The sequence below is a fragment of the Gemmatimonadaceae bacterium genome, from assembly GCA_036003045.1.
Classification (GTDB): domain Bacteria; phylum Gemmatimonadota; class Gemmatimonadetes; order Gemmatimonadales; family Gemmatimonadaceae; genus JAQBQB01.
Map to the genome: position 1 here is coordinate 13,431 of DASYSS010000010.1, position 15,561 is coordinate 28,991.

General features: G+C 66.1%; 11 protein-coding genes. 5 read left to right on the plus strand and 6 right to left on the minus strand.

Features of this window, described 5'->3' with window-relative positions; all coding sequences use genetic code 11:
* Position 1: 1 nt before the first annotated feature.
* Positions 2-1,402: an amidohydrolase family protein gene (locus VGQ44_01125; GenBank protein HEV8445382.1), complete on the plus strand. Its 1,401-nt coding sequence runs from the start codon at positions 2-4 to the stop codon at positions 1,400-1,402.
* A 101-nt stretch (positions 1,403-1,503) separates the two neighbouring features.
* Positions 1,504-1,911 (plus strand): hypothetical protein, encoded by a 408-nt coding sequence (locus VGQ44_01130; GenBank protein ID HEV8445383.1) that lies wholly within the window; start codon positions 1,504-1,506, stop codon positions 1,909-1,911.
* Between the two features lie 13 nt (positions 1,912-1,924).
* Here the strand turns inward: VGQ44_01130 and VGQ44_01135 are convergent, their stop codons facing one another.
* Positions 1,925-3,559 (minus strand): tetratricopeptide repeat protein, encoded by a 1,635-nt coding sequence (locus tag VGQ44_01135; GenBank protein HEV8445384.1) that lies wholly within the window; start codon positions 3,557-3,559, stop codon positions 1,925-1,927.
* Positions 3,560-3,875: 316 nt separating this feature from the next.
* Here VGQ44_01135 and VGQ44_01140 point away from each other — a divergent pair, with 316 nt between their 5' ends.
* Entirely contained in the window at positions 3,876-6,515 is a 2,640-nt protein-coding gene (locus VGQ44_01140; protein ID HEV8445385.1) for a serine/threonine-protein kinase, read from the plus strand.
* Between the two features lie 27 nt (positions 6,516-6,542).
* Here the strand turns inward: VGQ44_01140 and VGQ44_01145 are convergent, their stop codons facing one another.
* Together VGQ44_01145 and VGQ44_01150 are read right to left on the minus strand one after the other, a co-directional pair.
* Complete coding sequence (locus VGQ44_01145) at positions 6,543-8,597, minus strand: M13 family metallopeptidase (GenBank protein HEV8445386.1); 2,055 nt, start codon at positions 8,595-8,597, stop codon at positions 6,543-6,545.
* 312 nt (positions 8,598-8,909) lie between these two features.
* Positions 8,910-9,224: a hypothetical protein gene (locus tag VGQ44_01150; GenBank protein HEV8445387.1), complete on the minus strand. Its 315-nt coding sequence runs from the start codon at positions 9,222-9,224 to the stop codon at positions 8,910-8,912.
* Positions 9,225-9,400: 176 nt separating this feature from the next.
* Between VGQ44_01150 and VGQ44_01155 the strand changes: the two genes are divergently transcribed.
* The gene (locus VGQ44_01155; protein ID HEV8445388.1) at positions 9,401-9,892 is read left to right on the plus strand and encodes a (2Fe-2S)-binding protein; all 492 of its coding nucleotides are present in this window, start codon (positions 9,401-9,403) and stop codon (positions 9,890-9,892) included.
* A complete protein-coding gene (locus VGQ44_01160) occupies positions 9,889-12,048 on the plus strand; it encodes a molybdopterin cofactor-binding domain-containing protein (protein ID HEV8445389.1) in 2,160 nt (719 codons plus the stop codon). Before VGQ44_01155 ends, VGQ44_01160 begins: the two co-directional genes overlap by 4 nt.
* A gap of 24 nt (positions 12,049-12,072) precedes the next feature.
* On the opposite strand, the gene VGQ44_01165 is transcribed toward VGQ44_01160, so the two are convergent.
* From VGQ44_01165 to VGQ44_01175, 3 genes are all read right to left on the minus strand, one after another.
* Positions 12,073-12,339 (minus strand): hypothetical protein, encoded by a 267-nt coding sequence (locus tag VGQ44_01165; GenBank protein ID HEV8445390.1) that lies wholly within the window; start codon positions 12,337-12,339, stop codon positions 12,073-12,075.
* 94 nt (positions 12,340-12,433) lie between these two features.
* Entirely contained in the window at positions 12,434-15,100 is a 2,667-nt protein-coding gene (locus tag VGQ44_01170; GenBank protein HEV8445391.1) for an ADOP family duplicated permease, read from the minus strand.
* Positions 15,101-15,119: 19 nt separating this feature from the next.
* Positions 15,120-15,455, minus strand: coding sequence for a PadR family transcriptional regulator (locus tag VGQ44_01175; GenBank protein ID HEV8445392.1), 336 nt, complete (start codon positions 15,453-15,455; stop codon positions 15,120-15,122).
* Between the last annotated feature and the right edge of the window lie 106 nt (positions 15,456-15,561).

A 15,561-nucleotide genomic window follows, 5' to 3' on the forward strand; every position in this document is an offset into this window, starting at 1 on the left:
TATGCGCCGAATCGCCCTCGTACTGACATGTCTCCTGCCGATGCGCCAGGCCGCGGCGCAGACGCTGCGCATCACGAACGCGAACGTCGTCGACGTCTCGACCGGCCAACTGCATCCGTCGTCGACGATCGTGATTCGCGGAAACCGCATCGCGAGCGTCGGCACCGCACCGCGTGGGGGGGCTGCCCAAAAGGGCGACCAGATCGTGGACGCGAAGGGGATGTACGTCATTCCCGGCCTGTGGGACATGCACACGCACGTCTACTTCGGATCGAGCGCGGGGCAGGGCAATGAGCTCATTCTGCCGCTCTTCATCGCGAACGGTGTGACGGGCATTCGCGACATGGGGAGCGCGCTCGACGCGATCCTGCGCGCGCGCGCCGACGTCGCCGCGCACAAACGGCTCGGTCCCAGGATGGTGGTGTCCGGGCCGATGCTCGACGGGCCGCACGAGTCATTCCCGGCGTCGATGGAGATCACCACGCCGGCGATTGGACGTCGCGCGGTCGATTCGCTCAAGCAGCGCGGTGTGGACTTCATCAAGATTCAATCCGGCGTGCCGCGCGACGCCTACTTCGCGATCGCCGACGAAGCGAAGAAGGTCGGCATCCCGTTCGAGGGTCACGTCCCCGATGCGATTCGCGCGTCGGAAGCGATTACCGCCGGCCAGCGAACGTTCGAGCACCTGATCGGGATCTTCGAGGCCAGCTCGCCGGACGAAGACAAGTACATCGTTGACAAGTACGACGGCGGCACCAAACGGCCGAGTCGATTTCTCGCCACCTACGATCCGGCGCGCGAAGCCGCCATCATCAAGCAGATCGCGGCCGCGAACGTGTGGCAGTGTCCGACGTTGTTCTGGGAGCGCGGGCAGTGGTTGGTCGACACGGTGCAGGTGATGAAGGATCCCGACATCGCGTTCGCCGCGAAGAGCTGGATCGCGTCATGGCCAAAGTCGCGCGCGTCGATCCGCAAGGGTCTCGCGAGCGACACGCTGCCGGTGCGCGCGACGTTCGTCGCGCACGAGCTGGACATCGTTCGCAAACTCCACGCGGCGAAAGTCCCGTTTCTCGCCGGGACGGACACGCCCGCCGGCGTGGACGTGCTGCCAGGATTCAGCCTGCATCTCGAGCTCGAGCGCTTCGTCGCGGCAGGGTTCACGCCGCTCGAGGCGCTGCAAACGGCGACGATCAATCCGGCGCTCTTCTGGAACAAGCGCAGCGACTACGGCACGGTGGAAGTTGGGCGCGTCGCGGATCTCGTGCTGCTGACCGGGAATCCACTCACCGACATCAAGAACACACGAACGATCGCCGGCGTCGTGGCGGACGGCCGCTATTTGTCCGCGGCCGATCTGGCACAGTTGCGTTTACGCCTCCGAGGCATCGCGGCCGCGCAATGACTACCAAATCAAGCTCGACAGTGCGAAGGTGACGTGCGCCAGAACGAACAGGTTAAGCCGACATGGGACGTCGGCGTTCAGTCAATCGGGAGACGATGGCGATGAATCGGATCGCTCGACCGCGCGGCCTCACCGCCTGGCGGCTCGCCCTCACGTGCTGCGTGGTTGCGTGCAACAGCGATACGGTATGCGTCACTCAATGCGCGCTCTCCACGCCCGCCGAGATTTCCGTCACCGCGAGCAACGCGCCGGCCGGAATCGTGGGACTCACGATGACGGTCACCGGACCGGTTCTAACGGGGCCGGATACTTCGTGCAGCCAGGGCCCCGGTGGCAAAGACGTCTGCACGATCTACGGCGCACCGGGGGACTATCATGTCACGCTCAATGCGCCGGGCTATCAGTCGAGCGTTCTGAGCTTCACGGCCACGGGCAAGACAGTGGGTTGTTGTGGTGATCTCGCGGACACGCAGACGCTTTCGGTCGTGATGCAACCAGCGAGCGACTGACGGAGCCGCAGCGCTACTTCGCCCCTGCGCGAACCTCCCGCACGGCGGCGATCGTCGAGTCCGCGTTCTTCCAATTCGCGGCCAGTCGGCGATATGCGCTCGTTGCCGCGGGGTCGTCGCCCATTGAACGACATGCACGCGCTAGACCGAGCAGCACGAGCGAGCGACCAGGCGTTCGCTTGAGCGCGGTCTCGAATTCGCGACGCGCGTCGCGTGGGCGTCCGGCCGCGAGCAGCATCTCGCCTAGCAGTTCGTGTGACGGCTTCTCGATCGGCGGCGGACCGAACTCATACGGAAGCGAGTCTTCCAGCGCGGCGGCCCTGCTCAATTCCGCGATAGCCTCACCGGTTCTTCCGCGGCGTGAATTCGCCATGGCGCGGAGCTCCATCTCGACGACGCTGGCCTGGCCGATCATCTCGGGCATCATCACCGCCATCTCGGTGCCACTTATGGCGGCGGTTTGGGTGTGCAAATGAGCCATCAGTGCGTTCGTCGACGACGTGTCGCCGCGTCGGAGATCGTCGTAGGCCGTCGCGTACGATTGGGTGAGATCGACGAACTGCGGCATCTTCGAGACGTCAGCGATCGGCGTGAGACTAGGATCGGCCTGCTCGACGTCGACGAGGTACTGCAAGCGCATCTCGGCATACCCGCTCGCGGCACCCACGGACTTCGCAGCGCGCTCCTGGCACGCTGAGGAGAGCCGCCGGGCGTCCGCGAGCCGGCCCGCTTGCAGGTACGCGTAGTGAAGCCAAATACCCGCGTGCCCGCACCCGAGCACCGGTGCGATCGATGCGTTCGCCGTTTTCGCGACCGTTCGAATCGACGCTTCATTCGCGGCGATCACGTCGTCCCACATGCCCAGCGCGACGAAGATATGAGACGTCATGTGCTGCGCGTGCGGAGCGTCCGGCGCCACCTTCGAGTATGCGCGCGCCGCGGCGAGCCCCTGAGCGGCATGCGCCGGGTCGTCGTACGCGTGAATCACGTAGTGCAGCGCGCCGGGATGGCCCGGGTGATCGCGCATGATTCCCTCGGCGATCTTCGCGGCGCGGAGATACGTCGAATCGGTGCGAGGGAAGAGCGACAGTAAGGCGAGGGAATAAAAGAGCTGAGCGTCGGCGTCGTCGGCGTAGCGCTTCGCCACTCGGCCCGTCTCGACGGCGTACGCCGAGTCTCGGCCGTTCTTGGTGCCGGGGCCGAAGTACAGGATGTCGAGTGTGCCAAGGTAATCCTTCTCGCGTTGAGTCTTGGCTTTCGCGAGACGTTCGGATGGCGTGGCGCCGAGTCGCGCGAGAACTGCGCGAGCCTTGACGGAATCCTGTTCGCGCCAGATGCCGTGGTTGTACGTCATCGCCTCGCCCCAGTACGCCATCGCGAACCCGGGATCACGCTGTTGCGCGTCGCGAAATGCCGAGGCGGCTCCGTCGTACTCGAAGTTGTGCAGGAGCGCGAGACCGCGCAGGAACGCGGGCTGGGCGGAGGCGGCGCCGGAGTTCGCGAAGGAGACGCTTCCGAATCGGGCGGCCGTCGAGTCCAGCGCCGACGAGCTGTGCGCTTCGTGCTGGGCGCCGACCGAAGTGCCGGATGCGGCGCACAGAAATGCGACCGCGAACAACACTCGCCGTGCGCGGACGGGGCTTGCCATTGGGGCCTCTTACTCGAAGCGGATCGCTGAAATAAATGGAATTCAGCGGCCGCGTCGAGGAGACCGCCAGGAACGCGCGTCACGATGGCGAGGACCTCCCGGAGTAAGCGAGAGAGCGCTCGAAGGGAGAATCGACTCTCGGCGCTGCGCGCATTTTGCTTGCTCGATTCTCGGACGCGGTCTACATTCGCGACCCGGCCATGACTCGGCTCCCGATTCCGACCTTCCGAGCGCTCGATGAAGCCGTTGAGCGGCTCAGCGACGTCGCAAAGCGCCTGGCGCGCACCATCGAATACCGACTCGATGTAGGCAGCCGATGAACGCACCGTCGGGTGACGCATGGCGCCCTGACGCCAACGATCCCGCGCAATCTCCCGCCGCACGCAACGAGCTCCGCGACCGGCTGCGAGCCTCGTTGGGCGCCACCTACGCTCTTCAGGGAGAGCTCGGTGGCGGTGGTATGGCTCGCGTCTTCGTCGCTGAAGAAATCGCGCTTCACCGGCAAGTCGTGGTGAAGGTGCTTCCCCCGGAGACAGCCGCCGCGGTGAGCGCGGAGCGCTTCCGTCGCGAGATTCAGATGGCTGCGCGCCTCCAGCACCCGCACATCGTGCCGCTGCTGACCGCCGGCACCGCGGGCGACATTCTCTACTACACGATGCCGATGGTCGAAGGTGAGTCGCTCCGTACGAAGCTAGAGCGCGAGGGCGAACTCTCGGTCACCGAGACGGTTCGCATCCTGCGCGAAGTCGCCGACGCGCTGGCCTATGCGCACGCGCGCGGATTGGTGCACCGCGACATCAAGCCCGACAACGTTCTCATCTCGGCGAACCACGCAGTCGTCACCGACTTCGGTGTCGCCAAGGCTGTGAGCGCGGCGACGGTGGAGGCGACGCTCACCGCGGTGGGTATCGCGCTCGGCACGCCGGCGTACATGGCGCCGGAGCAGGCGGCGGGCGAAACCGACGTCGACGCCAGGGCTGATCTGTACGCGCTCGGATGCACTGCCTACGAGATGCTCTGCGGGCGAACGCCATTCAGCGGATCGTTGCGTCAGGTTCTCGCCCAGCATATGAGTGCCCCGCCTCAGCCGATCGTGACTCGCCGCGCAGACGTGCCGGCCGGGGTCGACGAGTTGATCATGCGATTGCTGGCGAAGGACGCCGCCGACCGTCCCGCGACGGCAACGGCAGTCGTCGACGCGCTCGATGCGCTTGGTTCGCGGCCGGCGGCGAGCCACGGCAAGGCACGGGTCGCGCGGCTGCTCGGCTTGTCGCGTCGGACGACGGTTGGCGTCGCGGTCGTCGCAGCGATCGGCATCACTGCGCTCGGTCTATGGGAGCGATCCCACGGGGCGCGGATCGTGGAGCGCCGGCTCGCCGTCGCGCCATTCGAAAACCTCACCGGCGATCCCTCACTCGACAACGTCGGTCGCATCGCGGCGGACTGGCTGACACAAGGTCTCACGCAGACGGAGTCACTGAGCGTCGTGTCATCCGCCATGGCCGCTGCCGCGTTGGGCGACGCGAAGGGCTCCTATGCCGAACGCGTACAGCGGCTCGCGAGCAAGACCGGTGCGGGGCTGCTCGTTTCGGGAAGCGTGGTCCGTCGCCGCGACTCGCTCCTGCTCGACGTTCAACTCACGGAGGCGCGCACGGGGCGCATCATAAGCACTCTCGATCCTGCGTCTGGTCCGGTGGCCGATCCGATGGTCGCGATCGAAGCCGTGCGCGAGCGGCTGCTCGCCGAGCTTGCTGCAGAAGCGTCGTCCGTGCGCCGTCTTTTGGCCGGCACGCGGCCCCCGACGTATGCGGCCTACGTCGAGTATCTTCGCGGCCTCGAGCTGATCCTCCGCCACGCCGACAATGCCGGGTCGATTCCGTATTTCGAGCGCGCGATCGCGCTCGACTCGACGTTCACGCAGCCGTACCTCTGGCTCGGGAGCGCGTTCGTGAGCACCGGCCAGTATGAGGCCGCCGACTCTTTGGTGCAGCGAACTCGTTGGCTGCGCCCGCGGTTGACGCCGACCGACCGCTACCGATTCGATTGGCTCGAGGCGGCGATGCGCGGCGACCTCGAGGCGGCGCTGCGAGCGGCGCAGGGGAGCGCCGCACGTGATTCCGACGGCGTCTGGCTTTCCCTTGTCGGGTTTGACGCTGTCTACCTCCTGAGACCGCGTCTCGCGATCCCGGCGCTCCAGCTCGCGGACAGCGCGATGACCGCCGCGGGGGCGGGGTTGCAACGGGTCGCGCTCTCGATCGCCCTCCACGAGGCCGGCCGCTACGACGAAGAATTGGCGACACTCGAGCGCGGGCGTCGAGCGTTCCCCGACAATCGGGACATGCTCGTTCAGGAGCTCAGTCCGTTGGCTGGCCTGCGGAACGGCGCGCGCGCCATCGCGCTCGCGGATACAGTGCTTCGTGGCGAGACCGACTCCGTCGGCCCGTCTCTCGTCGGCGTGTTGGACGGCGCACTCGAGGTGCGCGCGCATGGCGATCCGCGCTCAGCCGAGGAGATTGCGCGGCTGGCGCTCGCGTGGTGTTCAGCGCATCCGATGAAGCAGGAGCCAAGCATTCGCGCGTTCCGTCACGGTCTCGCGTTCTTTCTACTCGGCGGGCTCGATTCGGCCGAGACGTACTTCGCCCGGGCGCAGCCCGATCCGTGGTTCCAGGCGCCCGCGTATCTCGCCGTCACGCGGTTCCTGCGCAGCCACGATCGCATCGCCGCGGCGCACACCGCCGACTCGCTCGGAGCCCTCGATCGCCGATGGATGTTCGGCGGCAATACGTTCGCGCAGGCGGCGATCATCGCCCACCTCGGCGACTCGGAGCGGGCGACGCAACTCCTTCGGCAGGCGGTCGCGCGCGGCCAGCCTATGTTCGCCTGGCACGTTTCGCCTGTTCTCGACCCACTTCGCCGCTATCCCCCGTTCGTCGCGCTCATCACACCGGAGCGTTAGGCGGCGCTTCGGCCTGGTGACACTCTGTCACCAAATCCGCACGCGATCCGCCGGCGCGAGGTACAGCTTCTCTCCCGCCTTCACGTTGAAGGCCGGATACCACGGGTCGAGATTGCGCACCGTGAGCGCACGCCACGGTCCCGGCGAGTGCCCGTTCGTCAGCAACTGCCGCCGCAGGGCGGGATCGCGGAACTTCGTCCGCCAGATCTGCGCGAAGCTCAAAAAGAGCTGCTGATCCCCCGTGAGGCCGCCCACCGCCGGCGCCGACTTCGCGGCGAGCGAGGCATGGAACGCGTCGTATGCGGCGGTGATGCCGGCGAGATCCGCGATGTTCTCGCTCAGCGTCTGTTGTCCGTTGATCGCCAGGTCGGGGAAGGGATGGTACGCGCCGTACTGAAGCGCCAACGCGTGCGTCGAGCTCTTGAAGTGCGCGAAATCCGACGGCGTCCACCAGTTGCGCATCAGGCCCTTGGCATCGAACGCGGCACCGAGATTGTCGAAGCTGTGGCTGATCTCATGTCCGATCACCGCGCCGATGCCGCCGTAGTTCATCGCGTCGGCCCGCTCCGCGTCGAAAAAGGGCGGTTGGAGGACCGCCGCCGGAAAGTTGAGCGCGTTCATCGCCGGCATGTTGACCGCGTTCACCGTCTGCGGCGTCATGACCCACATGTTCGGATCCACGGGCTTGCGAAGATCGGCGATGCTGCGGGAGAACTGAAAGCGTTCGACCCGATCCGCGTTGCCGTATGCATCCGTCGGAGACACGACCAGCGCGGCATAACTCGGCCATTGGTCCGGATAGCCGATGCCGACGCGAAGCGTCTGAAGCTTGGCTTTTGCCTCCGCCTTGGTCGACGGCGCCATCCAGGCGAGCGCGTCGATGCGATGCTCGAACGCGCGAATGAGGCCCGCCACCATATTCTGCGCGTTCGCCTTGGCTGCCGGCGGAAAGTATCGGTCGACGTATGCCTTGCCGACGACGAAACCGAGCGCGTCACTCGTCGCGGCCACGGCGCGCCGATCGCGCGACTCCTGCTCCTCGGTGCCGTTCAAGGTCTTGCCGAAGAATGCGAAGGACTCGCGATCGAACGAGGCCGGCAGCACGGCAGCATGATCCTCGATCGCGTGATAAGTGAGCAAGGCCTTCCACGATGCGAGCGCTTGATTTCCCGCGAGCGCGGCGATCCCGGTAATGGCGCTCGGCTGCCAGGCGACGAGCGAATCCTCATTGGCCAGTCCGGCCGCGGCAAAGAACTCGTTCCAATCGAGCCCCGGCGCCTTGCGCGCAAAATCGGCGCGCGCCCAGTGGTTGTTGCCCTTCACCGGGTCCTCGCTGTCCTCGACCTTCCAGTGCACGCGGGCGATTCGCGTTTCGAGCGCGATCAGCGAGTCGGCGTTCGCCCGCGCGCTCGCAATGCCGGCGAGTGTGAGCATTTTCTCGACGTGCGCGCGATACGCGACCCGCATCGCGAGCATCGCCGGCGACGTGTCGAGGTAATAGCTCCGGTCGGGCATCGCGACGCCGCCCTGAAGCAGATACGCCGCGTTGCGTCCCGGGTGGTTGAAGTCCTGAGCGACCCAGAGCCCGAACGGATTGTCCGTGTGCAGATTCGTGTTGTTGATCGGGTCGACGTCGGCCCGGAGATGCGCACCGATGAAATGCGCGAGCGCCGCTCTGCTCGAGATCGCGGCGATACTGTCGAGCAGCGGCCGGATCGGCGAAGTCCCCCGCGTCGCGATCGCCGCCGTGTCGAGATAGGCGTGATAGAAGTCAGCTTCCTTGCGCTCATCGGTTCCGTCTGCGGTGTGTACCGCGGCCGCGCGATGCACGATCTCGATCACGTTCGCTTCAGCCCGCTTCGCAGCGATATCGAAGGAACCGAAGCTGCTCCGCTCCGGCGGGATCTTGGTCGCGCGATCCCAGTTGCCGTTCGCGTATTTGTAGAAGTCGTTCCCCGGGCGCACCGCCGTATCCATCGCCGCGGCATCGAGGCCCGCGATTGTGCGCTGAGCGCTCGTCGTCACAGGGATTGCGAGTATCGCGGCCGTGCAAGCGACCACGCGAGTGAGGCGGCGGTTCATGCTGGCACTCCAGGTGCAAGTAGTCCGTGAGCGAGGAGAAATGCATCTCCCGCAACGACCGCACCAGCCTGCGTCGACGGCTAGGTTGTCAGCAGCTGTTTAACCTTTGACGTCGTAGCGCCTCAGTAGGCCGCACGCCCATCATAGCCGCCCGTGAAATCACGAATCCTGATCGCCCTTGCCGTCGGTGCACTCGTAGGTTGTTCCGACTGGACGGGCGTCAGCTCACGCTCACGCTGCGCGAGCACCTTGGCGGAGGTGCCGTTCGGACAGACCTGTACGTCGCGCCGTGATTAGCCGACGACTACTGGGTCAGCCGCGCGGCCGGACGCCCAGCTCTGTGTCGAGCTCCCTCAAAGCCGCGTCATAGTAGGGATCCGGAGCCGCCGCCGGCGGGAACTCGCGAATCGGCGCGGGGCGCGATGTGTGGGACGGCGCGAAGATAGCGCGCGCGAAACGATAAACCCCGTACCCGATCACCCCGACGATCGCCAGCTTGAAGGCGATCACGAGAAGGGCGAAAAGGGTACCGACGAGGCCGGCGGTCAGCGCCAGCGCAAGAAGCGCAACCGGGATCGTGATGGCGAGCCCGATGATGACCTTGAGGAGTGTCCAAAGAACGCGCATCGCATGCCTCCAACCGGCACCGCTGGCTGTGGAATGTTGCTGCCATCGAGGACTGGATCGCCCTCGCCAGGTCCCTACGGAAACGAGGCGCGTTTGGTTCCAGCCATTGGGGGCGACGCTTGCGCTCCATCGTCACTGGTATCAACGTGCTAGAAGAACCCGCCAAAGGGGCACGGATGAGCAAGTACACTCTCAGCGTCAACGGGCAGTCGAAAACGGTCGACGTGGCGCCGGACACACCGATGCTCTGGGTGCTCCGCGACTCCTTGGGCCTGGTCGGCACCAAGTACGGCTGCGGAATCGGCGAGTGCGGCGCGTGCACGATTCACGTCGACGGTTCGCCTCGGCGGGCGTGCCAGACGCCGGTCTCCGAGGTGGGCCGGGCAGCCATCACTACCATAGAAGGCCTTTCGCCGGACGGTAAGCATCCGCTCCAGCGGGCGTGGGTCGAGCTGGATGTTCCGCAATGCGGCTACTGCCAGTCCGGCCAGCTCATGACGGCGGCCTCGCTGCTCAAACAAGATCCGCGGCCGAGCGACGCCGAAATCGACAAGACGATGGCGGGCAATCTTTGCCGCTGCGCGTCGTACACTCGCATGCGGGCCGGTATCAAGCGCGCCGCCGAGTTGGCCGCCTCCGGCATATCGGACAAGGGAGGCCGCGAATGAAACCGCTTCGCAAGTCATCGCCGCCGGCAGTCGACCGACGAGAGTTCATCAAGGTCAGCGCGCTCGCGGGGGGCGGCCTGTTGTTCGGCGCGTATCTCCGCTTCGGAGAATCCGTCGCCTACGCGGAGAGCGCCCCGATCGCGGAGACCTTCGCGCCGAACGTGTTCATCAGCATCGCGCCGAACGGAGCGGTGTCGATCATCGCGCCGAACTCCGAGATGGGGCAGGGCATCAAGACCGGGCTTCCCATGATTGTCGCCGAGGAGCTCGACGTCGCGTGGGAAGATGTGACGATCGTGCAGGGCGATTTGAATTCGGCGTATGGCCGCCAGGCGTCCGTCGGCAGCGGATCGACGGTCGGCAACTACACGCCGCTCCGTCGAGCCGGCGCGACCGCCCGCGCCATGCTCGTCGCCGCCGCCGCGCAGACGTGGGGCGTGCCGGAGAGCGAGTGCACGACGGAGCGAAGCGCGGTCATTCATGCCGCGTCGAAGCGACGCGCCAGGTACGGCGATCTCGTGGCGAAGGCCGCAACGCTAACTCCTCCCGAGAACGCGCCGCTCAAAGACCCAAAAGACTTCAAGCTGCTCGGCACGCGCGTTCCCGGCGTCGACAATCAGAAAGTCGTCACGGGCGCGCCACTCTTCGGCATCGACGTGAAGCTGCCGGGAATGCTCTTCGCGACGTACACGAAGTGTCCCGTCTTCGGCGGAAAACCGAAAAGCGCCAACCTGGATGAAGTGAAGAGTCGGCTCGGCGTGCGCGATGCGTTCATCCTCGACGGCATCGAGACTTTGACGCCCGGCGTCGCCATCGTCGCCGACACGACGTGGAACGCGTTCAGCGCGACCGACGCGCTGAAGGTTCAGTGGGACGAGGGGCCCGTCGCCGCACAAAGCAGTGCGGAGATGGCGCGCCAGGCGGATCAACTCGCGAAAGCGACTCCGCCGGCGCCGCTACCGGCTGGCGCGAAGGCAGTCGAAGCCGCGTATCACTACCCGTTTCTCGCGCACGCGACGCTCGAGCCGCAGAACTGCACGGCGGTGTTCAAGAACGGCGTCATGGAGATGTGGACGCCGACTCAAATTCCCGCGAGTGGCCAAGGTCTCGTCACCCGCGGACTCGGCCTCGCGCCGAAAGACGTCATCGTTCACATCACCCGACTCGGCGGCGGGTTCGGTCGCCGGGGCAGCAACGAGTTCTCGATCGAAGCGGCGGCGATCGCCAAGCGGCTGGAGGGCACGCCGGTCAAGCTGATGTGGAAGCGCGAGCACGACTTCGGGCACGACAACTATCGCTCGAACGGCTGGCACTACTTCACGGCCGGTCTCGACGGTGGCGGCAAGGTCGTCGCGCTGCACGACGCGTTCGTGAAAATGCAGGGCGGTCCCGGCGACATGAGCGCCGGCGGATTCCCGTTTATCGCGATCCCGGGTTCACAGGTGCAGTCGAGCAAACTGCCGCCTGGCATTCCCACCGGATTCTGGCGTGCTCCCGGCGACAACGGGAACGTCTGGGCGACGCAGTGTTTCGTCGACGAACTCGCTCACGCGGCTGGCCGCGACCCAGTCGCGTTCACGCTCGACTTGATCAGCGCGGTTCCCGCGCCGAACCCCGCGGCCGGCGGGCGCGGGTTCGACCCGGCGAAGATGACGACGGTTCTCAAGCTCGCGACGGAAAAGGCCGGGTGGGGCTCGCCACGTCCGCGCGGCGAGGGGCTGGGCTTCGCGATCACGCACACGAACAACGCATACGTCGCGATCGTCGCCGACGTGTCCGTGACTCGTGACGGCCAACTCACGGTGAAAAAGCTCACGGCCGCCGTGGACGCCGGGACGATCATCAACCTCAGCGCGGCCGAAGCGCAGGTCCAGGGCGCGATGATCGACGGCATCGGCGCGGCGTGGTTCCAAAAGGTCACGATCGAGCACGGCGCCGCCGCGCAGACGAACTTCGACGAGTATCCGATGCTGCGGATGAACCATGCACCGAAGCTCGTCGAGGTTCATTTCATCAAATCAGTCGCTCCGCCGACGGGGCTGGGCGAGCCGGGCCTGCCGGCGGCGGCACCGGCCGTGTGCAACGCGATCTTCGCCGCGACGGGGAAGCGCGTACGAACGCTTCCGATCGTCGATATGGATTTGAAATGGGCATGAAGACCGGACAGAACTGACGGGAGTCTACACCGGTCGCTCTGGCAAGCACGCACCCTGAGCCGCTTCTAGTCCGCGCGGCGGGCCCGTGGGCCTCACATCCATATATGCCATGCGGACGTCCTTTCCGTAGAGCACGAACGACAATGTCGAAACGGCATACGGATACGGTATCTCGGAGACGTCGGCGCTCACGGGCCCGTAGTCGGACGGCGCCTGCGCGAACACGCCCGTCGCGATCGCCGACAGAAACGTGCCGGCCGCCAGCGCACTTTGAATCCGGAACCAGGTCATGTGCAGCGTCCTGTAGGCGGAGTGGATCGACGCGGTGAAGCTACGTTCAGCCGATCTCGTCAGCCACCGGGAGCCCCTTGCGCCTTCTGAGCTGCTAGTCCGACTGCAACGCCGTCTTCGGATCGAGCCGCGCGGCGCGAGCCGCGGGAATCAGGCTTGCCGCCGCGGCCACGACAAGCATTGTCGTCACCACGACGCCGAACACGCGCGGATCTCTCGGTCCCTGGTCAAAGAGCAGTGGTTCGACCCAACGCCCCGCGACGAGCGCGATCGCACCTCCGACTACCACACCGGCTGTGGCGACGCGCACCCCTTCCGTCACGACGAGGCGCACCACGCGCGATTGCCCCGCGCCGAGCGCGAGCCGAACGCCGAGTTCATGTTGACGCTGCGTGACGTTGTACGCGATCACGCTGTAGAGTCCCACCGCGGCGAGGATGAGCGCGAGCGCCCCGAACGCCGTGAACAGAGTGGCGCCTATGACCCACGGTCGCATCTGGGCATCCACGAAATCGCCGAGGCGTCCGACGGTGACGTACGACGCGCCCGGCATCTCCTGTTGGAGGCGCTTTCGCAGCGGTTCAGCGAGCTGTTTCGCGTTCGAGCTGCGCACGAACAGGCCGCCGACCTGCGGCTGCCACTGCGCAGCCGGCATGTAATAGAAATAGAGCTTGGACTCGGGCTCGATCGACTGCGAGTGGATGTCCTCCGCCACGCCGACGACGTACCGGCACGGCACCGTGTCGATCAACCCGACGCGCATGCACTTACCGATCGGGTCCTGCCCCGGCCAAAGCACGCGTGCCATGGACTGCCCGACGACCGTCACGAGGGGCGCGCCATCGATGTCGGCACTCGTAATCCCTCGTCCGCGGAGAATCCGCGTGCCCATCGTCGTGAAATAGTCCGACGAAACGGTGTTGAAGTCGAATTCGCCAAGCAGGTCGGTGGAATCGATGCCGGCCACGAAAACGGGATACGACGACATGCCGCCGAACGGTATCGATTCCTGCAGCGTCGCGTGGGTCGCACCCGGTACGCTCAAGGCGGCGTCGAGTAGTCGCAGGCGCAACGTCGTTTTCGCCGCGCTGTCGACGCGCGCATCACGGATGTTCACCTTGACCTGAAGGACCGAATCCGCGTCGAACCCAATGCGCACGTCGTGCACGTTTCGCAAGCTCTGAACGAACAGTCCCGCGCCCACGAGCAGGACGACGGAGAGTGCGCTCTGAACCAGCAGCAGCGCCGTCCTCAACCTGCTTCGCCGATGTCCGCCGTCGCGAGCGCCGGATTTGAGGTCACCGATCAGATCGCCGCGCCGGATTTGCGTGAGCGACGCCAGGCCCGCGACCACGCCGGCGAAGATCGTGATGAGCGCGGCGAAGCTCAGCGTCCGCCAATCGCCGAGCACTGACGGGCGGTCCGTGCCAGGAAGAAACGCCGCGCTCAGCACGCCGCTCGCCCATATCGCGACGACGATCCCCGCCGCGCCGCCGAGTGCCGCCAGCACCATGCCTTCGGTGAGCGATCGCGCGAGGAGCCGGCGCCCACTGACCCCGAGCGCGATCCGCACCGCCGTCTCGCGCTTCCGACGCATGGCGCGGGCCAGCATGAGGTTTACCACGTTCGCGCACGCGATCAACAGCACGATGATCGTCACGCCGCTCAGCCATTTCGCCGCGGGGGTGGTGTTTGACGCGTCTGGCCCACGCTCGGCCAACACCGACGCGGCAAGCGCCCGTGGGCGAAGCTCGCTCAACGGCGCGTTCCCGTCATACTGTCTCTGGTAGCTACGGCGAAGCGCATTCGTCAGATCCGCGGTCGCGGCGCTCACGGTGACGCCAGGGTTTCGCCGCGCCAGCAACTCCAATCCGATCGCGGTGCCGTACGTCGTCGCCCAGTTCTTTGGCGGCCGCGTGGACGCATAGGTAGACACGGGGACGTATGCGACCGGCGGAAGAAACTGCCAAACGCCGACGAACCGATCGGGCGTCACGCCGATGACCGTATACGGCGCCGCATCGATCTGGACGACAGAGCCGATGACATTCGCGCGTCCGCCGAAGTCCGTCTTCCAGGCGTAGTAGCTCAGCACCGCCACGGGTGCTAGCTGCTCCGGCGAATCCTCGGTCAGTGTGAAATAGCGGCCGATGACGGGCGGCGCGTCGAAGAATCCGAAGAAGTTGGCGCTCACCACGGCGACCGGCTCCATGCGCGTGTCTTGGCCGACCCCGATGGCGAGCGACTTGCGCGAGAACGCGGCGACCGAGACTTGTGTCGAGTACGTCGCGAGATCCTTGTACCGCGCGTACTGGCCGCCCCGTTCCGCCTCGATGCCGCGCGAGGTTCGGTAGAGGTACACGCGGTGCACGGACGACGGATGGATCAGTCGCGCCGGCGGCCGGAAGAGCAGGCGGTCGACGAGGGAGAACATCGCCGAGTTCGCGCCGATGCCGAGGCCGAGCGTGAGCGTCACGCCGATGGCGAAGGTGGGAGCGCGCCGAAGCGCGCGCAGGGTGTGCGTCGCGTCTTGCCATACCGCCTCGAGCGACGGCCGGAGCCACACGCCTCGCGATTCCTCGCGCATGTACGTCTCGTTTCCCATCGTGCGGCGTGCGGCATCGCGCGCGTCGTCCGGCCGCATCCCCTGTTTCACCAGCCGGTCTTGGATCATCGTGCGGTGGAACTCCATTTCGTCGGCGATGTCGCGGGCGTTGTTGGACCGGCGAAGCAGATAGGCGATTCGTCTCAGCAGGCGCATGGCGATGACGTCCTCCCTCTCAAGCGAATTCGAGAACGGCTTGGATCGCCGTCACGACGCGGTCGAACTTCTTGCGCTCGGCGGCGAGCTGCTTTCTACCGGCTTGCGTGAGCGTGTAGTATCGCGCGCGACGGTTGTTCTCCGACGTCCCCCACTCCGCCCGAACGCAGCCGTCGAGGAGAAGGCGTTGCAGGGCGGGGTAGAGGGAGCTCTCCCCGACCTGCAACACGTCGTGCGACAGTTCCTTCACTCGCTCGGCGATGCCGTACCCGTGCTCGGGCCCGCGGACGAGCGTTCGCAGGACCAACATGTCGAGCGTGCCGGGAAGGAGCTCCGCCGGATTTGTCGCTGCCACCGTGTCTCCCATCGATAGACGATAGGTGAGACAGTGTGATCCCGGAAACCGTTCGTCAATGCCCCATCGGCGGACGATGGGAGTGGAAACACGAAGCCCGTCGGAG